The organism is Parabacteroides sp. AF21-43 (genome assembly GCF_003635435.1).
GTDB lineage: Bacteria > Bacteroidota > Bacteroidia > Bacteroidales > Tannerellaceae > Parabacteroides > Parabacteroides distasonis.
The window spans coordinates 110,995-133,215 of record NZ_QTMG01000003.1 but is presented as its reverse complement, the minus strand read 5'-3'; the positions used below and the strand labels follow the sequence as shown (position 1 = coordinate 133,215).

Genomic DNA, 22,221 nt, shown 5'->3' with positions numbered 1-22,221 from the left:
ATGAAACAAGATACGATTCATATTAACGGACTTTCGATCGGTTACCATTCTAAGAGTAGTACAAAGCTGGTAGCTAAAGGTATACACTCTACGATCTATAGTGGTGAATTAACCTGTTTGCTGGGTGCTAACGGGGTGGGGAAGTCTACTTTATTGCGCACGTTATCGGCTTTCCAACCTAAATTAGATGGGGAAATATTGGTCCTAGGAAAAGATATAGATGCTTATTCCGATAAGGAATTGAGCACCACGATCGGTGTCGTGCTGACCGATAAATGTGAGATCCGGAATATGTTGGTACGGGAATTGGTCGGGATGGGACGTAGCCCGTATACCGGCTTCTGGGGCAAGTTGAGCAAGGATGATAAGCGGATCGTGGAAGAATCCATCGCCCTTGTCCGCATTGAGGAACTAGCATCCCGCATGGTCCATACCTTATCGGATGGAGAACGCCAGAAAGTGATGATCGCTAAGGCGCTCGCTCAGGAGACTCCGGTTATTTACTTGGATGAACCTACCGCATTCCTTGATTTTCCTAGCAAGGTAGAGATTATGCAATTACTCCATCATCTAACCCGGAAAACGAATAAGACGATATTTATGTCCACTCACGATTTGGAACTGGCTCTCCAGATATCGGATAAGATCTGGTTAATGGACAAAGCGAATGGTATCTCTACCGGTACCCCCGAGGATTTGGCATTGAGTGGTCATTTAAGCAATTTCTTCGCCCGGAAAGGGATTGTTTTCGATAAGGATACCGGATTATTCCGTATAGATAATCAATTCTCCCGACAGATCCGCCTCGTTGGACATGGCCAGAAATACGCTATGGTGCGTAAAGCGCTCCAGCGAAACGGAATTTTGGCGAATCGGGAAGTGGAATCGAATATCTGGATTGAGACTGGCGATTTAAAGACCACCCACTTTATCATCCATGAGACTTCCGGCGGTACCTATATCACCCAAACGATAGAAGAATTACTTGCCTATTTTGATACTGAAAAATCATAACTATGAAATTTTCAATTCATAACTATGTTTTTCTTCATTCATAGTTATGAATTTTTTCCATTCAAATCCATTGTTTTAAAGTAAGCTAGCTTCGTCGGCTTTCCTGTAATTGCTTGAAAGATACATACAACTTTAATTCCACCATTCCTGTCACTTCTACGTACAGGTGTTGGTTCAAGAAAATGGTTGGGGTTACACCTAATGAATATAGACAAAATCGAAACAATTAGACATTTAATTCAACGTCATGTAACAATATGAAGTTTGCATGTATGGATCTTTACACGGTTCTTCCGTCGGGAATCGTGCTAGCTCGTGCGTGCCTTTCCGGACAGTAAGTCCTAAATGTTAAATGAGTAGTGAGATGTAAAGAGACAAACGGTAAAAAAAACGATAATGTAAAATGAATCGAAAAATAGAAGTGATTGAGAATAAAGAAGTAGGGAGAAAAAAAATGTCTCTTTCTTACGCAGAAAGAGACAACTTTCAGAATGACGGATAAATATCCGTTTTCGGACGTAAAAGTAGCTCAAATTGCTGATAAAGGCAAGGTGAGTGCTTAAATCTTTTGTCAAAATTAAAAAAGACAAACAATAGCGAGCCGTCAAGCGTGACATGCCTTGTCCTATTAACATTTCCAAGGGCTTGAAAAACAGCGGATAGGAGCGTTTATTCTCCTGTTGTCTCTTTCTGCGTAAGAAAGAGACAACTTTTTTTCTTTCATCCCTTCATTCTCAATATCTTCCATTTTATTTCCTTTTTTACATTTTCATGCATTTCGCTTTTTGTCTCTTTACAAATCACTACTCATTTAACATTTCGGACTTACTGTCCGGAAAGGCACGCACGAAACCGCACGATACCCGACGGGGGTACCGTGTAACTTCACGCATGCGACAACAATTATATCATCGCATGACGGGATTAATAAGGATAAGGAGTGTTATTTTACTCGGTGGTCTTCACCCACACACGTTTGCCATCGAACGTGATCGCCATTTTGAGAATGTCTCGCACCCCAGCCGCATGGAGCGTGGCGGCGTATTGCTTCTTCTCGATCTGCGCCAAGGCGGAATCAAGCACCTTGTCCACAGACTCGTCAAACATAGGGTCGTACACTTTCAACTCCATGATAAAACCCCTGCCACCAAGGTCACGGGGACGAAGAAGGATGTCGTAACGGCCCAAACCCGACTCACGGTTACTGCTCACCTCGTACGCGCCGTTGCTAACCAGCATTCCCAACAAGAACGCCTGATAGACCTTTTCCGGCTCACGGCCGTTCGTGTCGTAATAGGAGAGCGTATTCACGACGAAGTCATTCAATAGCCGCTGGAAGATATTCATCTCGTTCTCGTCCAAAGCCTGCAGCATCATCTCCAAGCGGTCGTTCTTCACGGGGCCGTCGTTGATCCAGCCCCGGATGATCGTAGAAAAAACCGTGGAAACCTCCGTGTTCGGCACCCCCAAGGTGTACGACATCAAGTGATCCGGGGTCATTCTCCCCTCCGACGCTTTCAGATAGCCGCTGAACAGCATGAAAGACCAGATGTTGGACGCGCTAGACAACAAGTCCGGGAAAGCCAGCTTGTCGTTGATCACGCTACACAGGCTACCGCCTTGGACAAGCGTCTCGATCCCCTTCCGTACTTGGGAGGGGCCCTCCGCTATCAAATGACGAAGCAACACGTCTGAGCCCGTGTTCACCCAGTAAGGGGCAAAGACACCACCTTTATTTATATAGTTCAATACAGACCATGGATTATAGACCACCTCATTCCCGAACAGGTAACCGTTATACCAGTGCTTGACCTCTGACTTCTGATCACCCAACGAGTATGAGTCGAGCAGCGTGTCGACATCCACTTGCGTGAAGCCAAACGCCGTACACATCGGACGATCCAGCAAGGTATCCACGTCGATATTGTTCAGCCCGCTAAAGATCGACTCCTTGCTTACACGGAGGATACCCGTGATTACACCGCGGAAGATAGACGTATTGTCCTTGAAAACCATCGACATAAAATTGCGCATGAAGACGATCATCCGATCATAAAAGCCCTTGTCGAAAGCCACATGAATGGGGGTGTCATACTCATCGAGCAATACCAGAGGGGGCATACCCCAATGAAGCGTCAACAGTTCGGATAGCAAGCTAATGGAACCCTCTAATTGCCCCCGGGAAGCCTTGCCCTCATAAAGTGCCATAAAGTCATCCAAGTAATTAGGCCGCATCTTGGGAGAATCGAGCAAGTAAGCATGGCGAGTAAACTCGTTTTTCAACTCATAGCCTATCCTGACCAACGTGTCCTCGAACGTATCCGCCTTGCAGTCCTTCAACGTCAACATGATCACAGGGTATTGACCTTGATGCTTATCGAAATCCTTCCACTCCCGGATACGCTTGCCGTCGAACAACGGGCGGAACACGTTACCATCCGTCTTCTCGAAGAAGTACCGCAGCATCGAAAGGTTCAGCGTCTTGCCGAAGCGACGCGGACGGGGCAACAACGTGATCAAAGCGCCTTCTTCTATTATCTGACGGATAAAATCGGTCTTATCCACATAGTAATAGCCCTCATCTATCATTTTCTTGTAATCGCTGATGCCGATCGGTAGTCTTCTCGTTTCCATAAGTATCCCTATTTTGAGTTGTGAATACAAATATAACAATTTATATGACAACAGCGATTATCACTTTTCCTTATTAATCTCATCATGTCAAAGAACGTTTCCCCAAGCGTTTACGGCAAGGCACAAGGGGGGGAGCCTTTATGGTTCGTCGTATCAATTCGCCCGTTCCTGGATGCAACGAAGAGGTATGGCCTCACGTAAATGTCCGGAAGTGGGCAAGGTTCCATATTTAGCAGTCAGATTATAATCCCTTCTGAAATGTTTAGCGCCAGCTTTGCTTGCAACGTCGTTTCGGCACCAAAGCAACGTGTTCTCACCAATCCCAAGATACTGATCGCTCAAATACCAATAACCGGTATATCGGATATAGGTCGTCCTCCTCTGCTCTTTATCAAAATAGACAACGATACCCCCATCTGTCTTTTCGCCATTGTTTTGCATATTCATCAAATACAGGCTAGGACCTGTAGCGCTATGGTTGACATCATTGAATAAGGGATAATAGTTCTCCACTTTTGTCACCCGCCAGCCGGCCGGACATGGGTCGTGAACGGTCTTCACCGAACTACCACCCCAAGCTTGTTTTACATCATTTAGATTCGTGATCCAGGAAAGATTATCAGCGTTATTGCCACTTGGCTTATAAATAGATGACGGGTCTTTATAGGCTTCCCTAAAAGTCGTGGCAGAAGGTACTATCTTACGTGAATAATAAGTAACACCATCCGGCCTATATAAATTCAATATATTTTTCACGGATTTAGTCAAATCTATACGCTCTATTTTGGACACGTACTTTGTAGTATAACTACTGGGGAAAGGGTCCTTTCTACCCCATTGATAATGGAAACCATGTGCCTTCGACCTATCCTCCTCTTCTGCGGGTATCGTGGTATATCCGGCTAAAGCGCCCAGATTACGATCCATGATAGGATATTGATTCGGATGATTCCCATACGTATATTTTTGCTTACGTTTTGTCTCCGGCTCGTCTACCGAGGCATCCCCGGTAGCGTCCGGATGATAATCTGTCACCCATACGTGCCAACTCCAGAGAATATCGCCTTTGTCGTTTCTCGCCGCTATCAAGCCGCTACCTCCGGTCGTGTTAGGGGCGACACGGCAATAGATCCGTCCTTGCCCCTGGCCAGACAAGGGGTTCTTCGTTATATCCTGACCGTCGTCTCTCTTTATGTCCACAATATTCGTATGATCCTCTTCGGTATTTACGATACCCATTACCGGATCTCCCAAATCTCCGCTTTCCAAGGTCTGCCATAAAAGTTCCACGGAAGTGATACCCCCCTCCGTGTCAGCCCACCCTTTCAGTGTGGAATTCTCTTGATCCGCCGTCCCATCGACCGTATATTTATAGGGATCGAAACAAAAGGCGCCTCCCGGAACAATCATGAAACAGTTGGCCGTGGGAACCAAGTTATTGTTATTCTCGGAAGCCCCGATCGGATTCACGATGGTAATACGTTTGTCATCCACCGGAAGCTCCGAGTGTGACATCTTAATCCCGTAAACATAGTTCGTATTGTCGTACAGATTGAAATCATGACTTGAACTTCCTCCCAAATAGACACGGTAACTCAATTTTTTCTTGATATTCACAGGATCTTGTGATACCAGCGTAACGTAAACACTACCTTTCGGAGCGTTCGCTTTCGTGCGATAATAGAGGGACGTGGCATTCGGGCTTTCGCCTCGTAGCACACTGGGGATCCAGCAAGTATAGCTGCCCGACTCCTCTACATCGGGAACCTGCAAGGTAGAGTATTGATCCAGTAAAGAGGGATATGTCGCCTTGTCCTCCGGATGACGCAATAATCGGTAATTGGCAGGTATGGATTGAAGCATAACTTGTTTCAAGACATATCCCGTGTTTTTCGAGACGTTTTCCCATGTGATCGTCAGCCGGGAAGCCAAACGGCGTAATAAGACGCGGATATCCTGTCCCTCCGGGTTCTGTATCCTATACGTCTCGCCCTCCTTCACTATACAGACATGAGGGAGAAGCAAGAGATAGGGCATCACTTTTATTTGATCCTTTGTCGTTATCGAGTTTATTACCGAAGAATCCAGCATCATGTCCTGAATATCCGACAGCCTCTTGCCCTTAAGGGACTCAATCGTGTTTTTCGAGCCATTATATCCACGGGCGACGATCAGCAATTGGCATTCGGTCTCGGGGGTTGACAGTGTCGCAGGATCTACCAAAGGCACGGTGAAGGATTCCCCTATGGATTTATTACCCAGGTTTTGCGTGCTGTTATTGATGCAATTTCCCGCCCGGTCGTATTGCCAGATCTCCAAACCATATAACTTATCGGGTTTGGCCGTAGCCAAGGGATCTTCAGGAACCGTTATAGCCTTCGTGCCCATGTTTTGACCGGAGAACAGACGCACATCAAAGCCAAAGCCTTCATTAGCCTCCGTGTGGATAGATCTCGTACTCAATGCCGCCGCATCTTCCCAGTCTGCCAATCCCACGCATAGCGATACCTCCACCGTCTTGCCCTCACCCTGCCCGTCTACGGGTGGAGGCAAGACGGTGGAGGTATCGCTATGCGTGGGTATCGCCGACGAGGTGGATGCGGCGTCACTGAATGCCGGATCATCCGGGACGAAGAGCGTAGGGACGAGGAATAATGGGGCCTTCGACGTTTGTCTGGTGCCTGCCGCTGTCCGGACAAAGGCGGATGCCTTGGCCAGTGCCAAGCCGGACCAACTCCATAACTTGCAGATCTTGCAGTATGATTCCAACAGGAATTTCAAGAAGCTAACCCCTACAGTCAGCCAAGCCACTGGCTCAACATTGACCGTAGACTTGGTTGCTTGCGAGAACTGCCAGCTTATCATCGTGGCCCGTGGCTCCTCGAACGCCATATCCGAATTTTCCGGCAGCCCTAGCTGGAGCGACCTTCAAGGAAGGCTTGCCGATGCCTCCACCATCAATGGGATAGGGGATGGTGGTACCAACGACATTAACGCCATGCCTTACTTCATCCATTTGAAGAACGTGAACGTGACGAATGAGGGCAAGATCGTCATCCAAAGCGCGGACGGTAGCGATGCCCGTATCCTTTTGAAGCGCCTCGCCGTGCGTCTCACGGTGAACTGGAAGTTCGCCGAGGGATTGCGTACCGGCTATACCTTGAAGGAGGTAAAACTCTGCCAAGTGCCCACTGTCTATTATCTTATGTCCCCGACGGAGACCGACTCTCGCTTCGAGGGCGATCTTTACCCGATCTCCACGGTGGAATACAAGGACTTGTACCGCTTGAAAGGTGTCGATGCCACAAACGAAGGCTCGTTAACCACTTGGATGCCCGCCAACGCGAAAGGCAAGTCCCGTAGCGTGACCTCCGAGTATTACCGTACGAAAGAATACGCCCATACCTCGGCTACCTATATGGAGTTCGTGGTGGACAACAATGACGGGTTGGAACGCATGTACTACCGTGCCTACCTGGGAGGCAAGGATGTGTCGGACTTCAACTTGCTGGAGAACACGAACTACCACTATACGATAAATATCCGGAACACCGACTACCGTGGCGATCCCCGTATCCGATTGCTGGATCAGACCCCGGTGATCAGCACGAACCTCGTCCAGACATCGAACTGCTTCATGATGCGTCCCGGTACGAACATCTGCTTCAACCCCTATAAGCACGAGGCGGGTTCGGGTGGCGAGAACACCTACCTGTCCGATAAGACGATCGGTAGCGTCCGTGTCTTGTGGCAGAGCAAGGACGCCGGAACCTCGGGTGATTTGGTGATGGGTTACGCCGTCAGCAATGAGGCGGGTAGCTATAACCATCAGAATCTGGTGAACTATACGAATATCGGCGATAGGGCAAATGCCCTTGTCCACGTGAGGGTGCCGGTCACGCAAGGCGGCAACGCCGTGATCGCGGCGTACGCTGTGGATGGTGCCACGATCCTCTGGAGCTGGCATCTATGGATCACGGATTACGTGCCGGCACGCCTGTCGGGAACGATCACGGCGGCGAACAGGGAAGAGGCTATCCGGACGGCCAAGAGCGCTAGCGCCGGGGGCACGGTACATACGTACGCCGGAGACGCATGGACTGATGCCACGTCCGGAGCTTTCTTCGGCAAGGTAATCATGGATCGCAATTTGGGAGCCCTTCGCAATACGTGGTCTACGACAAACCCCTTGGAATCCGCCCGTGCTTACGGCAATATTTATCAATGGGGTCGTAAAGACCCGATGCCAGGCTCCGCCGATGGCGGAAGGGATGACAAGGGATTAATGTTTAACGGGGATGGGGAGATTATTGATCTTGAAAAGGTGAATAGTAACAGTTTGGAGAATACGATCCGGAATCCATCAAAATTCCATATAGGCTATAAGGCGGCCGATGGCTCGTGGGGACCTACGGCGAAGGCCCTGTACGATCCATGCCCGGCCGGATGGAGAGTCCCGGATTTCGATGATACGGCAATGAAAAATATCTGGAGTGGTTTTTCGTGGGGTACTAACAAGTTTCAAATGTTAGTAAACTCCGACTGGAAAACGACAGGGATCGCTGTCAACAAGAATTCCTTCCATATCATGAATGGAATAAAATATGAGACACCGCAAGGGGATTATGCGTGGTTCCCCTTTTTCAGGATGCGTGAAATAAGTACCGGTCTTTTAAGGGACCCCGAGCGTAATATTGATGGAACCCCCTGTTCGTTTAATGGAGAACTAGCTCCAAGTTTTTCCTTATTCGGGGCGAACTCACGAAAAAATTATTATAATGAATATGGCTGGTACATTGAATTTAAATACAACTTGGCCACGACCCCTTCAGCGACCGTGAGTGGTAAGGCTTACGGTTTCGCCGTCCGTTGCGTGCAAGCAAACTGACATGTAAAGAATACAAACAAATAAGATCACACATTACGAATTATAAACAACTTAAAAACAAACCAATCATGGCAAACGAGTATTACTGGAAAGTATGGCTTCGGCCGAATTTGTTAACCAAGGATGACGACAACGACTACGTAGCGGAGGTATTGACACAAAAAGACACCCTGCACAACGAGAATATAGCCAACGCCATCATCAAGGAAGGTTCCGAGATCAAGTATGACACCTTGCTGTCCATTATCAAGCAACGCGACCGCATCGTGCGGGAGCACCTCATGATGGGCTACAGCCTACTCACCGAGGTGTGCCAGTACACGCCTCGTATCACGGGCCCTTGGGGAGGCGAGACGGCGAAGTTCGATCCCGCTATCCATAAGCTGACGCTCGATATCGTGCCCTCCGCCGAGATGCGTGACGCGTTGAGCAAGGTGGGCGTCGAGGTTCTAGGAGCCAAGTCCGAGGTGGGGCGCATCGGCATGGTGACCGATACCTTCACGGGATTGTCCAACGGCTCTATCACCCCGAACGAGGACATACTGATCGAGGGCGACCGTATCCGTATTAACGGGGCGGACAGCTCGGTAGGTATCTTTTTCGTGTCGGAAGACGGCGAGAAGGTTACGCCCGTGACCCGCCGCCTCACGCAAAACGACCCCAGCCGTATCATCGCCCGCGTACCGGCCTTGACCGACGGCAAGTACAAGCTACGCATCGTGACGCAGTTCTCGAAAGGCGTCACCTTGCTCAAGTCTCCCCGCACGATCGAGTACAAGCTGCCGCTCACCGTGGGTGCCGGGGGAGGCGACTCCGAGAGCCCGGATGAGATTTGATCCGGGGGAGGCATCATCCCTAGCACAGGGGAGACATCATCCCTAACACTAGGGAGGCATCGTCCCTAACGCTGGGGAGGCGTCATCCCTAACGCTAGGGAGACACCCTCCCCGACGGCAGGGAACCGGCCCGTACAGAGGGAAAGGAAAAACTATAGATAAACTAGTATATGAGATTAAGACATTTATCGGAAAAAACAGCTTTTTTATTACTCGGCTTCCTCGTCTTGGGAGCTTGCGGTAAGGACGATCCGGAACCACCCGTTCCCGGCTCCGGCGAGGGATTGTTGCGGGTATCCGTGCGACATACGGGCGATACTCCCTTGGCCGTTTTCGCTTATAAGGCGGATGGTTCCCGCGTGGCGGGGAAGGAAGAGCCCGCCGGAACGCCGTCTACGTGGTCGTGGAGCGAGCGGCTCGTGGTGGGGGAGTACGCCCTGCTGGTCGCCGGCGCCGACCCCGCCGAGGTCCGGTTGGGCGATACGGAGAATCTGGGGAAAGCCTATGCCGCCGCCCTTCCCTCGGGAAGCGACAGCCTGCTGGTATCGCTGGATAGCCCTCTTTACGTGGAGAGCGTGACGGGGATTAAGGTGACCGATGGCGATGAGACCGCGATCTCATCGACCCCCAAGGATATCCGCCGGATCTTGCGCCTTACCATCGACGCGGGGAAAGGCTTCGGCGGGGCGAAGGTGGAGGGCCGTTTGGACGGGATAGCCTCGTCGGTGCGCCTGTCCGACCGGATAGCGACAGGAGTGGGTGTGCTCGACCTTGATTTCCGTGCCTCGGCTGCGGGCGTGGCGGGCGTTTACCAAGCCGTGGCGGGTATCTTGGGTACGGTGACGCTGGACGGCTCGGACCGGAGCAACGTCTGCACGCTCTCGTTCGAGACCGCCGGCGGCGAGCGTTTCAGCTACAAGGAGAACCTGACCGCGAGCCTGCATGAGGCCATGTCCTCGGGCCGTGATACGCTGGATCTCTCCTTGAAGGTAAGCCCCGCCGTCCCGATCCGCCTTTACACCGGCATCCAGACCCGTGCCGCCGTGGACGTTTTCGACTCCACGCCCGTATCCATCGCCGTAGGCACTTCCGCCGGCGATTACACGGAGCATTGGACGGGGACGGCCACGGAGGGCGATATCCTCTTGGACCCGGAGCGCTACTATCCCACGGACGGCTCCGCGCTTTTCATCCGCAGCTATCACCCCGCCGCCCCCCACGTGAACGGCGAGGTACGGTACGAGCTGACGGGGCAGGAAGACTTGATGCTGACCGATGAGCGGAGCGGCTCCCTGTCCCGCCGTTTCGACGCTACGGAAACGCCCTTGATCCATAAGCACCTGCTGACGCAACTCAGCTTCCGCCTACGTGTCAAGGGAGCGCCGGACGGGTATAGCGTACATGCCGTCAAGCTGAACGGGCTAGCCTCGGTAGCTAAGGTGTCCTTGTCGGATGGAGAGGTGGTCCCGGTCGGGGAGACCAGCTCGGTGATCATCTATTCTTCCGATGACGGGAATGGTATCCCCGTGGTGGATGGCGTAGTGACGCTCCCCGGATTCGTGCTGGTGCAGCCCAAGGCCTCCTTGACGCTTGACATGACGCTCGCGCTGGAAGGTGATCCCGCCTCCGGGCAGGATTTCAAGGATCTCCCCGTCTCGTTCGGCGGCGAGGGCAACGAGAGTGGAGGGGCTTACGATATCGAGATCTCGCTTGAGATACCCGTTGATCCGGAGGAACCGGACGATCCCGATACTCCCGAGGAACCCAAGGAGCCGGATCCCTTCGAGGAGTACCAAGTAAAGATAACGGCAACCGTCACCCCGTGGAAACCGGGCAATGGCGGCAACGCCGATTTATAGACCAGATTATTTAATTCATATTTTTTATTAATACTTTAAAATTACAAGACAAATGAAAAAGATTTTGACAATGGCGGCTGTGGCCCTGTTAGCGGCAAGCTGCTCGAACGACAAGGATGTGATCACTCCCGATTTGGGTACGGCGAACGCTCCGGTAGCGATCAAATTGACACAAAGCGTGGAAGGTCTCACGACTAAAGCCCCGATCACGAATGGATCGCAGGTGGAAGGTATCGTGGTGATGGTGGACGTGACTTCCGGACACGAGCATGATTGGGGTAGCTTTAATCCGGTTTACAAGAATGTGATCAATGAAACTACAAAGGCATTGGAAACACGTGCCAACGTAGCCGGCGCTGTATTTACGGCTGGGAAAGAGACGGATATTACCTTGACTCCCACCTTGTATTATGATAATACGGAAGTGAGTCCCAAAAACTCCCATATTACGGCGGTCGTTCCTTCCGGAACAATCGAGTCCTCAAAAGTGGTTTTCGGCAAGGTAGACGGATTGCAGGATGTCATGACGATCGGTACGGATCAAGATGCCGGAACAGCAGCGTTACCAAGTCAGGAGGGATGTAAGTTGACGTTTTCCCACAAGACCACCCAATTGGTTTTCGCCGCTAGTTACACAAGCGTAGCTGGTGGTAAGGGAGAATGGGAAGGAAAGAACGTCTCCATCAAGAGCATCAAGATTTTGGGCACGCAATTGCCCCAATCCGTAAACTTGACAAATGGTGACGTGAATTGGGCTACTGCTTCCGATTTCTCTGTCCCGAATATCACGACAACCGCTCTTTCCACGACAGCTTCTACGATTAGCCCGGCAGTGATGCTCGCTCCGTCTAATGATATCAAGCTGAACGTAACGATCAACGTAGGCGGTACGGATCGTACCTTCTTGAATGTCCCGGTGATGGACTCAAAGAATGCAGGTGAAAAGTTGAATGCCCAAGAAGGCTATGCCCATACGGTTACGTTGAACATTACCGAGCCAGATAAACCTACAGGAGAAAATGTGAAGGCACTGGAAGTGAAAGCCACTGTTAACGAATGGAAACAGGGTAACGGCGGAACCGTTGACTTGAAATAATCCTAAATATCCCTCAACCATCATGAGACAACTCTCTACATACATATTGTCGATGATAGTCATGGGATCGTTGGCCGCTTGCTCGGACAATGGTGAGGCGGGAGGTGAGATACCTTCCGCCGATCCTCCGATCGAGCTTCGGGCGACGTACCCGGACACGTCCATAAGCACGAAAGCGGAAGTTGGAGAGGCGGAGGCGTTCAAGACCACCCTCTTTTGCGTGACCCGTCTCGACGCCATCACAGGTGTTCCCGACTATACGAGTCTTGCCGATCGTTTCTCCACCCCCGTATCCGACGTGACCACGAGTTGGGCCGACGCCGTATTCTACGAGGAATGGGTAGAGCGGACGGCTGATGTGGCGGTAGGCGGGAGTATCTCATGGGATGCCTCTCGTAAGCACCATTATCCCCGCATGGGAGCGAACGTGTATCTGGTCGGCGTATCTCCCGTGGCGGGCGATAACTCGTACGATGCCGCCGAGGGTACCGTAAGCTATACCCTTGACGGGCATATGGACTTGATGTACGCCGGTCCCTTGGCGGGTAATAAGTGGGATGGTAACCGGTTTACGGGCAATACCGTCGCCGGGGTCGAGGCGAATCGCTCATTGAATTACGCCCACCTGCTTACCCAGCTGGTATTCAAGGCAAAGAAGCATGATGCCGGAGGACTGGAGGTGAAGGTGAACAAGATTATCGTGAAAAGCATACCTACGGCGGTAAATGTTCCGCTGGCTACGGGCGAGGCTGTCTTCTCCGGTTCCTCGGAAGTGATCCTTGAGCCTGCCGGCAACGCCACGGTAGGGGCATCAAATGTCGGTCCCATCGATCTGGGCTGCTTGTATCTGCCGCCTACACCCGATCCGGGCAATGTAAAAATAACGGTCGAGACTTCGATCGGTACCTTTACCGACGTATCCGTAAAGATGGGTGATGAAATATCTGAGGATAATTTCAAGCCCGGTTTCTCTCACGTGATCACGTTGGATATCTACGATGCCTCTTTAGGTATCTCCTCCGTGGAGGTAGCCGAATGGACTCCCTCGTATGTCGATGGCAACCTAGACTTGATCCACTGACTGACTAAACGAATTGAACAATTAATAGAACGAATCAAAAAAAGTAATCATGAGAAAACTGATAAACTATAAACTACTCTTTCTTTCTCCCTTCTTCTTGGCTGCCTGTAGCAACGAGGACAATATCCCCTCCATCCTCCCTTCCAACCAGCCGGATGCCGTAGAGCTGGGGATTACGGCGGGGGTGACGCTTACGAAAAGCGTGATAAATTCGGGTACCCAAGCTAACGCTAGCAAAGATGATGTCATGAAAAGCGTGGCGGTGTACGCACGCTTAAAGGGGACAGTCGTATCGGGTGAAGATCCTTATACGAATGCGAAAAGCAATAATTACGCATTATATACTTATTCGACAACAGGAACCGCAGGCTGGAAAAGTGGAGAGAATAAGAAAATATATCTGACCTCCGAAGTGGCAAAGATATACGCTTATTATCCGGCTTATCAGCCCGGAACAAATCAAGAGTTAGCCACAACCACAGCTCTAGTATTATCTGATAATACCGCTACGGATAACTCCACAATCCCAGTAACGGTCTTTGCTGGAACGACTGATGATGCGCATAGGGATTATCCCTCGACATTAATAGACAACTCTGAAACGACAAATACCAATAAGGCAAAGATTAATTCAGCGAAAGGTGAAATCGATTATATGTGGGCGGACCAAGGTAGCTCTGAGACGAATTGGATAACTGCGAGCAACACGAAAAAGGAAACCTCTATAGATGCCTCTGTTGATCTAACCATGAAGCATGCCTTGACTTTGGTTAGTTTCCGCATTTACAATGATGGAACTTATAAGAATAAAGGTGTGCTATCGAAGATACAGTTGAAGGATGTACCTAATCAAAAGGTAAGCGGTAATAGCAATCCTCTTGCTACGATGAATATTGATAAGGGAACCTTGGCTAATAATAGTTCCTTGACAACGGGATCTTATATCCGTGAGTTTGCTACTGGCGCTACTTATACCTTGAAAAAGAAAGGAGACTCTGGTTTATCAGACGATAATGCAGCTAAAGGGGCTTCATACCGATTCAGCATCTTGGCTTTGCCGATAACTAACCAAGCCCTAAATAATACCAAAGCCATCTTTACGATTGATGGAGCGGATTATGAGGTAGCGTTAGCTGATAATGCGACAGGAGTTACTTGGGAGCAGGGGAAAGAAAACATCTATACCGTAAAACTTAGCGGTAAGGAATTATCCATAGGCACCGTAACCGTAGCCGCTTGGGGCACCGTAACCGGCAATGATGATTTGAAAGTTAATTAACTTACAGTCTAGGGTTGTAGAGACGGGGCACGCCCCGTCTCTACAACAAAACACGAAACACGAAATACAAAACACGAAATCTGTGTAGTAACAATCAGACCGGGTGGTAATAATAAAACCGGGTGGCAAATAAACGAACAATATAAACAACGATAAATATGAAACCGTATAGATACCTATTATTAACAACAGTATCGCTTTCCCTTTTCGCCTGCGGCGGCGAGGATGGCGAAGACCCCATCGTACCCCCGGTTGATCCGGATACCCCTGTCGCCCTGTCCCCGCAGATCGCCAGCGTAGCCCTTACCAAGGCCACTGCCACATCCGGCGATATAAAGGCCATCGGCTTATATGCCGTAAATAACGAGACCAGTGAAAACCATTACGGCACATCCCCCCAAGGTACATACGGTCAATACACCCTCCAAGAGGGTTCCTTAAAACCCGCTACGATAAACGGTAAGGATCAAACGATCTGGCTAAGCACCCAGCAAGCCATAGTCTACTCTTGCTATCCAGTCACGGATGCCACCACGATAACCGCGGCCGGAAATGCCTCTTCCCCGGTCTATACCATCCCGGTACGGGCTAATGCCATAGTCTATTCGAATACGGTAACGAATGCCTCCTCCTTGGATTTCACAGTTCCCGGTAACGATTATATGTATGGTGTAGCCTATAACACTTCCACGAATACCTTTGGAACAACTCAACCCATAGCCGATAACGGCCACAGAGCCTCCGATTCAAAAGGCGAGAAGATAAACCTAGGCCTTAAGCATGCCTTTTGCTTGGTAAGCCTAAAGTTCAAGAAACACACGGACTACGCCGGTCCTTGCAACCTGACAAAAATAACCTATAGTCGCCCCATCCCGACACTACAAACGAATGGTACCACCACCATGAGCCTAAAGGACGGAGCCCTCGGCAACCTAACCGGAGCGAAGGCGGGTACACTGGTAAAGTACGAGTACACGGTAAATGGCGGCGTAACCGTTGCCGCTACCACAGACGGAATCGAGTTCATCAATTACGGCGTACCATTCCCCTCCGGCACTGCAAATGTTACCGCCGCTACCTTGACCGTCGTAGTAGATGGCAAGGAAATGAAACTAGACACCATTACCGACGGTGGCGAATGGTCCGCCGGAAATAAATATACATACACCATCTCCATCCACGGTACCGGCCTTAAGCTGGACGGCTTCAATGTGGTAGGGTGGACGAATGAATCATCCGACAATACAAGTACGACTATCTAAAAAAACTATACGACCTATGATACAGGATATTTACAAAAACACACGTCCGCTACACCTCGGTGTAGGCCTGTTGGCGATACTGGCGCTCTTATCCGGCTGCTCCTCCGACGACTCCTTGCCGGAAGACACGACAGGGGCATTCTTACAACCCGTATTCCACATGAGCGGTGTCGAGACCCGCTCCATCATAAGCGGAACCTCCACGACGGAGGGTGAGGGAAGGATTAACGCGGTAAAACTTTTCGTTACTAAAGCAGAGGACGGCTATACTCCCTATGGCGGGGTTGGTACGGCGGGAAATGCTGGCCTTTCCACCTTCACCTATCAGTCGGTAGGTAGCGGCGGAAACGATTGGGTAGGCGATCCCACTGTGAATTTATCGAGTGTAAAGGCCCGGATCTATGCCTATAGCCCGGCGAACGCCATCTTGACAAAATCAACGACTACCACGACGCATACTATAGCGACCACCCTTCCCGTTCACCAGAATTTCTATGGCGGCAAGGGATGGGATTCTGACGCTACCGATTATATGTACGGTTCCGCCAGCAACACGGTAGGAGAGGCTATCGCTATTACGGCCAGCAATACCACGCCGTCCGGCGGTTCCCCCTCAAGCGGTACTTATCAGCCGGAAATCTACTTGCAACATGCGCTGGCCCGCCTTTCCTTCACGATGCAATCCGCCACGGGACGTTCCGTGAATGCGACCTATGATTACGTGAAGAAGATAACGTTGAAAACATCCTCCAATGCGTTCATTACCGGCACGGGAACGATGCGGATCGCGGATGGAGCGCTTGGTGGAGGAACAAAGGTAGCCGAACTCACTTTTACCCCTAAAAACGATGTGTCGAGTAATACCACTGCCATACTTTGCGGTGCCGCGGGTGTTCCGGTGGAGGTAGGCTATGGGTTGGTGGCTCCTTTGGCATCGGTTGACATGACCCTTACGGTAGTGGTCGGCAAGCGGGATGACACTACGGATGACCGGACGTTATCCGCCAACTTAAGTCAGATCACTTGGAAAAGAGGACATACCCACAAAATACAAATAACCTTATCCAACCGGGCGATTACAGTGAACGCCGATATCCTCCCTTGGACAGAGAGCGGTTCAGCGGGAACGGGAGACGTTAAGCCCGGCGGCTATTAATTACGGCATAAAAAGAAAAATATGAATATGAATTACATGAACCTCAGTTTAGCATGGATGGGAGCCTTAAACATGGCGCTGGCTCTCTCCGGTTGCACGAACGGGATAGAGACGGGGCTTTCCGCTCCGGAGGGAATCCCGGTGACGGTATTTGCCGAGATCAGCCCTGTTACCAAAAGCGGCGAGGCGATTAGCTCGGATAATGGTTTCGATAGGACATCCTTCCTTTCCGGCGATCAGATAAAGGTGACAAGGACAAAAAAGGCAAGTGGGACGGCGGCTTCCCAATCGGCCAGCTATCGGTATGACGGGACTTCCGCATGGACCGTGGTGGGAACCTCGCCTGTGACCTTGGAGCCTGCCGTTACGTATTCGGCGCAGTTTCCGGCGGATTACTCGGCCATCAACCAGTTTCAAACCACGAGCGCTGCTTATCTGGCCAGTAACCTGCTGAAAACGGGTGATGCCACATCCAGCAACGGTACGCTGGACTTTACGTCGACCGGCAAGCCATTTACGCACGTCAATTCGAAGTTGACCTTGAAGTTTACCGTGAAGCGTGAGACCTCTATCGCCAATGATGCCGTTACGGTAGCGGCGACGGGGATACGTACGGCTGTATCTACGAACCAGACGATCACGCTATATCGGCCTTACCCGGGCGATGCATCCCGGAGATATGAATGGTGTGGTATCCTAAGGGCTGTAGGTGGTAGCGCGGGAACCTCCGCTACGGATCTAACGGTCTCTCTCACTTGCGATGGTGTTACCTACAAGGCTACCTTAACGGGTTGTGCCTTGCGGACCGGTTACCACTATACATATAATTTGACCTTGCATAACGACATGCTGATCCCGGAAAGTTGTACCATCGGCAAATGGACGGATGAGATCATGGCTGGAGGAAATTTAACTTAACAACTATATAGCATTATGATACATTATACTATGAATATACGACAAACCATGCTCCACCTGTCCGGAGGCTTATTGCTATTGCTCACCCCCGCCTGTACCTCAGAGGTGGATCTGGAAGGTGGACAGCCCTTGGAGGTGACGGCGGAGATCGTTTCTTCTCTGTCTACCCGTGCGGTCGACGCTACGAACTATGATAAGAGTAGCTTTAGTACGGACGATGAGATACAGATTAATGGTGGGAGCCAGACCGTGACTTACCGAAAGGATGCCACGAACGGGTGGATTCCGAAAACGGCGGGAAGCTCGTTGACGGTTTCCGGATCATCTACGGCTTCTTCATTCTCGGCCTCATATCCGGCAGCTTTCACCTTTATTCTGCAAGACCAGAAATCCTATGAGAATTTCTGGCAAAGCAATAAACTGGAAGCGAAAGGCGGCTCTAACGTTACCTTGAGTAGCAACAAGGTAAACTTTACCTTTATGCCAGTAGCGGCGAAGATCACGATCTCAATTAATTATGCCTCATCAGGGGGTGCTACTACAAAATATAGGAATGTGACGGCTACCTTGGCAGGCAATGGCATCCGGACTGGTGCCTCTTCTTCTGAAACGATCGAGATGTTGCATACAGGGGATAATGCCGCAGCTAGCGATAAGCATACTTTCGTCTGTATCTTAAGACCGGGAGCGAATATGAGTTTCAAGCTAAGCGTTTCCCGTACGCTTGACGGTGCTTCAAGTCCAGAGGCTACACAACAAACATTTACTCAGCCGGCATACACATTTGGGGCTAGTAAGAACTATGTATATAACTTCACGTCATCCGATGAATTGATATTGACTTCTGTGGAAGTAATGGGGTTTACGGAGACAACGGTTCCCGACAATCCTATTAGCGCCACTTGATCCATTTAAAATCTATAAAGAATGAAGAATATGAGAAATTTATATAATCTAGGTTGGGGATTGGCCCTCTGTTCCCTGTTGGGAGCTTGCCAGTCAGACGGGATACCGGAGGTGGAGGCAGGTTCCACCCTTGAGCTGCGATCGGTCTCTTTGGCTGACGACGCTGTTACGAAGGCTGTGACTACCTCTGTGGATAACGTGAAATTGTATTTGAAGAACTCCAGTGATACATGGGTGAATCCGGTGTATTCCAAATCCGGAGTAACATGGGGATGTGAATCCGCGCCACTGCTGGGTAGTACCGCTACGGATGTGTATGCTTATTATCCTACGGAAGAAGAAGGTAAGGCCATTAACGTAACAGCCTCCTCCGGCGTGTACTCTGTCGAGGTCACGGTCCGGGATGCGGATACATTCGATGGTAAACAGATCGATTACCTTTATGCTACGCCAGTTCAGGCTTCCAAAACCTCAAAAATAATCAGCCTTCAATTGTTCCATGCCTTGACAAAGGTGAGTTTCTATATCTATAAGTCTGCGAATGCCAGCGATGAGATCTTAACGCTGAAAAAAATAGATATACGTAGTAACACCGGACGTCTGCAAATCGGTAAGGCGGACATGCGATTGAACGGGACAGGGGAGGAACTAGGGCGTCTGAATGGCCTAGCGGGGACATCCTCGATAGAGTTGACCGGTTCGAAAATATTGGAAACCTCGTTGACGCAACCGAACATATCTTGTCTCGTAGCCCCGATGGACGCTGCCGAGCAAGTATTGTCGTTCCGTTTGACAGTGGATGTAGATGGGGTGGAACGTGAGTTTGAAACTGCCTCTATTTCTTCCGAAAGCGGGGTGAAATGGTTGGCGGGTTATCATTATGTCTATAAGATACGTATTGATAAGATGGAAGGTACATTCGAGGGCGTAACCGTATACGATTGGCAAAATAGTACGGATCAGAATACGAGTGTGGGTATTTAAATAAGAAGGGAGGAGATATGAGATATGTATTAAGTTTTGTAAGTCTATGGCTTTTGGTCACGTTGGTGGGTTGCCAAAAGGAATCTTTTTTGGAAGAAGGGGAAGGTGATAAGGTTGCCTTGGAGTTCGATCTTTATCAAGCGAACGTAACCAAGGCTGCGGCCGTTTCAGCCTTGAATGATAAAGCGTTGATTAAAGTCTATGCTTTCAAGGTGGAGACTAAGACTGAGACCGGTACTAAGACTGGGACTGGTGAAACTGGTACTCCTTCGGCGGAAGGTACTTATGTGGTGGGTGCGGATGGAAAGGTCACCGCCCAATCGGGCAAGGCCCTATTTTTGTATCGCGGTGTATATAACCTTTATTTCACTTCCTACAATGAAGAGAATGCGCCGGAATTGGGTGATGGAAATCTGGTGACCGTGCAAAATGGGCAAGATTTTATGTATACGTTCATGAACGATATAACTGTCCAGCCCCAGAAAGCGGGACAAAACACGATGTCGGTTACCTTGACGAATCCGTTCACGCGGCTTTGCTCGCAAGTGGAGGTGTCGGTAAAAGCGGCTAGTGTATCTCCTGTTACTGTAAAAGGCTTGCGTGTAAACTTTATAACGATGAAAAACTTATCTGATTCAAGAACTTATAGGCTAGGGGATAATGCATGGTATTCGGATGGAGTTGCGAATGAAAACAACGGAGTGGATTTTAGCTCTTTCAATAATTCCGTAGCTGTAGGCCTGCCTCATACCTCAGATCCACGTAAAATAGTATTGCCTTTAAGCGGGTCGGAATTACAGTTTGTAATTGATTTAACGGTAGATTATGATAAAAATGGAAATGGTGGATCTGTGCCCGGTCATTTTGTATTCAATGCTACCGCTCGTAAGACTTTCTTGCCCGGTATGTCCTATAGCTTTGAATTTACCTTGAAGTTCTTTGGTGACTTTAAGGAGACAGAACTGACTCTGGGTATATTGGAATTCACGGAAATAAAAAATGTGACAGATCCCGTTGGTGGAGAATAAGGAGGAACTGAAAATGAGAATAAGAATAAGTTTATTTTGTATACTATGCTTGCTGCTAGGGGCATGTAGTAATGAGGAAATGATACCATCAACATCCGAAGGAGGGGAGGAATGTGCTTTCCAGTTCCTGTTAAGGGTACCGGGTACGATTGATGTAGAGACGAAAGCGGGAACGGAACCGAAAATTCTTAAATTGGGAGATACTAATATATATAATGTATGGATTTTACAGTTTAAAAAGGATGGAACCGAGTTGTTGAAAGCTGTCTTTGCCGATAGGAATAGCATAACGGCTGTGCCGGGAAGTAGTAGCACTACCTATGACCAGTTATTGATTCAATTAATGAAGGATGATATGCGTTTCAAGAACGAGACTAGTGAGTTTTATATCATCGTAAATGCGGAGGATATGAATGCGACGGAGGTTACCGCCAAGTTATTTGTAAAAGAAGGTGGTATCCCTACGTCCCTTTCTGTAACAGAATTGATGGCTAAAACGAAAAGTATTATTTATTCATCAGATGGCTCTCCAACAGGTACTAATATACTATCTTCGGGACCGACTAACTATACGAAGGATCCCTCTAGCTCAGAGGCTGACATGAGGTTGGTCGTATTATCCCGTATGTACAGGGCGTTCGCGAAAGTGACCGTGACCGTGAACTCTTCAGTGGCCTCTGGCAATTTTAAGTTAATTGATACGAAACCGGTTATTATGTCAAATGTACCTAAAGTAACCCGGCTATATGATGACGACTCGACATATCCAACGATTTCAAGTCCTTTATCTACTAATTTCTATACGGAGGAGATACCTGTATCCGGAATATCACTTGGTGATAAAGAAGGAGTTTTCTATATGGCGGAAAATATCCGGGGTACAGGTTTAGCTACCACGGCGCAAGAGAAGAATAAGAAGGATATGGGGCCGGGGACTGGCGGATCTTTGGAAGGATGCACTTATCTATTGGTAAGAGGGCAATATCAGTATCCTTTGGGTGGAGGAGCATACTCTTCGCCGATCGATGTAGAGTATAAATTCTATCTTGGGGGTGACTTAGTGACCGATTACAATGTCTATCGGGATTATCATTATAAGCTGACGGTGAATATCGCCGGCCCTAATAGTGCCGACCTCCGTGTAACGATAACAAACGGCAACGTGGCTGTCTTTGATGATGTGGACAATGTCGAGAATACCGTTAATTTTGGTGAAGAGAAATAGTATCCATTCTAAGGGCTGTGCAGGAATGCCTTGACGAATCTACCCTTTGGCATTC

16 protein-coding genes are annotated in these 22,221 nt (G+C 49.5%); 14 read left to right on the top strand and 2 right to left on the bottom strand.

The annotated features are described in order from the left end of the window. Nucleotides 1-1,014, top strand: coding sequence for an ABC transporter ATP-binding protein (locus DWX84_RS03665; protein ID WP_008779842.1), 1,014 nt, complete (start codon nt 1-3; stop codon nt 1,012-1,014). Nucleotides 1,015-1,962: 948 nt separating this feature from the next. On the opposite strand, the gene DWX84_RS03660 is transcribed toward DWX84_RS03665, so the two are convergent. Beyond that, the gene (locus DWX84_RS03660; RefSeq protein ID WP_005862565.1) at nt 1,963-3,648 is read right to left on the bottom strand and encodes an AAA family ATPase; all 1,686 of its coding nucleotides are present in this window, start codon (nt 3,646-3,648) and stop codon (nt 1,963-1,965) included. A gap of 153 nt (nt 3,649-3,801) precedes the next feature. Further along, a complete protein-coding gene (locus DWX84_RS03655; RefSeq protein WP_229040474.1) occupies nt 3,802-6,201 on the bottom strand; it encodes a DUF4906 domain-containing protein in 2,400 nt (799 codons plus the stop codon). On the opposite strand from DWX84_RS03655, the gene DWX84_RS03650 reads away from it, so the two are divergent. From DWX84_RS03650 to DWX84_RS03590, 13 genes are all read left to right on the top strand, one after another. Beyond that, nucleotides 6,089-8,536, top strand: a complete 2,448-nt coding sequence (locus DWX84_RS03650; protein WP_048927266.1) for a DUF4906 domain-containing protein — start codon at nt 6,089-6,091, stop codon at nt 8,534-8,536. The genes DWX84_RS03655 and DWX84_RS03650 overlap by 113 nt on opposite strands. Before the next feature lie 68 nt (nt 8,537-8,604). Further along, nucleotides 8,605-9,372, top strand: a complete 768-nt coding sequence (locus DWX84_RS03645) for a DNA-binding domain-containing protein (protein ID WP_048927267.1) — start codon at nt 8,605-8,607, stop codon at nt 9,370-9,372. Between the two features lie 170 nt (nt 9,373-9,542). Next, entirely contained in the window at nt 9,543-11,231 is a 1,689-nt protein-coding gene (locus tag DWX84_RS03640) for a fimbrillin family protein (protein ID WP_048927268.1), read from the top strand. 52 nt (nt 11,232-11,283) lie between these two features. After that, complete coding sequence (locus DWX84_RS03635; protein WP_048927269.1) at nt 11,284-12,327, top strand: hypothetical protein; 1,044 nt, start codon at nt 11,284-11,286, stop codon at nt 12,325-12,327. A 22-nt stretch (nt 12,328-12,349) separates the two neighbouring features. Continuing rightward, complete coding sequence (locus DWX84_RS03630; RefSeq protein WP_048927270.1) at nt 12,350-13,408, top strand: fimbrillin family protein; 1,059 nt, start codon at nt 12,350-12,352, stop codon at nt 13,406-13,408. 49 nt (nt 13,409-13,457) lie between these two features. Further along, complete coding sequence (locus DWX84_RS03625) at nt 13,458-14,687, top strand: fimbrillin family protein (RefSeq protein ID WP_005862552.1); 1,230 nt, start codon at nt 13,458-13,460, stop codon at nt 14,685-14,687. A 158-nt stretch (nt 14,688-14,845) separates the two neighbouring features. Beyond that, nucleotides 14,846-15,949: a fimbrillin family protein gene (locus DWX84_RS03620; protein ID WP_121961018.1), complete on the top strand. Its 1,104-nt coding sequence runs from the start codon at nt 14,846-14,848 to the stop codon at nt 15,947-15,949. Between the two features lie 16 nt (nt 15,950-15,965). Then, entirely contained in the window at nt 15,966-17,105 is a 1,140-nt protein-coding gene (locus DWX84_RS03615; protein ID WP_229103450.1) for a fimbrillin family protein, read from the top strand. Nucleotides 17,106-17,126: 21 nt separating this feature from the next. Then, nucleotides 17,127-18,023 carry a fimbrillin family protein gene (locus DWX84_RS03610; protein ID WP_229033060.1) on the top strand — a complete coding sequence of 299 codons (897 nt, stop codon included), beginning with the start codon at nt 17,127-17,129 and terminating at the stop codon, nt 18,021-18,023. Nucleotides 18,024-18,053: 30 nt separating this feature from the next. Then, a complete protein-coding gene (locus DWX84_RS03605) occupies nt 18,054-18,929 on the top strand; it encodes a hypothetical protein (RefSeq protein WP_229033059.1) in 876 nt (291 codons plus the stop codon). Between the two features lie 30 nt (nt 18,930-18,959). After that, the gene (locus DWX84_RS03600; RefSeq protein WP_227806139.1) at nt 18,960-19,913 is read left to right on the top strand and encodes a fimbrillin family protein; all 954 of its coding nucleotides are present in this window, start codon (nt 18,960-18,962) and stop codon (nt 19,911-19,913) included. 17 nt (nt 19,914-19,930) lie between these two features. Next, a complete protein-coding gene (locus DWX84_RS03595; RefSeq protein WP_229033058.1) occupies nt 19,931-20,941 on the top strand; it encodes a fimbrillin family protein in 1,011 nt (336 codons plus the stop codon). A gap of 79 nt (nt 20,942-21,020) precedes the next feature. Then, nucleotides 21,021-22,166, top strand: coding sequence for a DUF4906 domain-containing protein (locus DWX84_RS03590; protein ID WP_229103451.1), 1,146 nt, complete (start codon nt 21,021-21,023; stop codon nt 22,164-22,166). Nucleotides 22,167-22,221 lie beyond the last annotated feature (55 nt).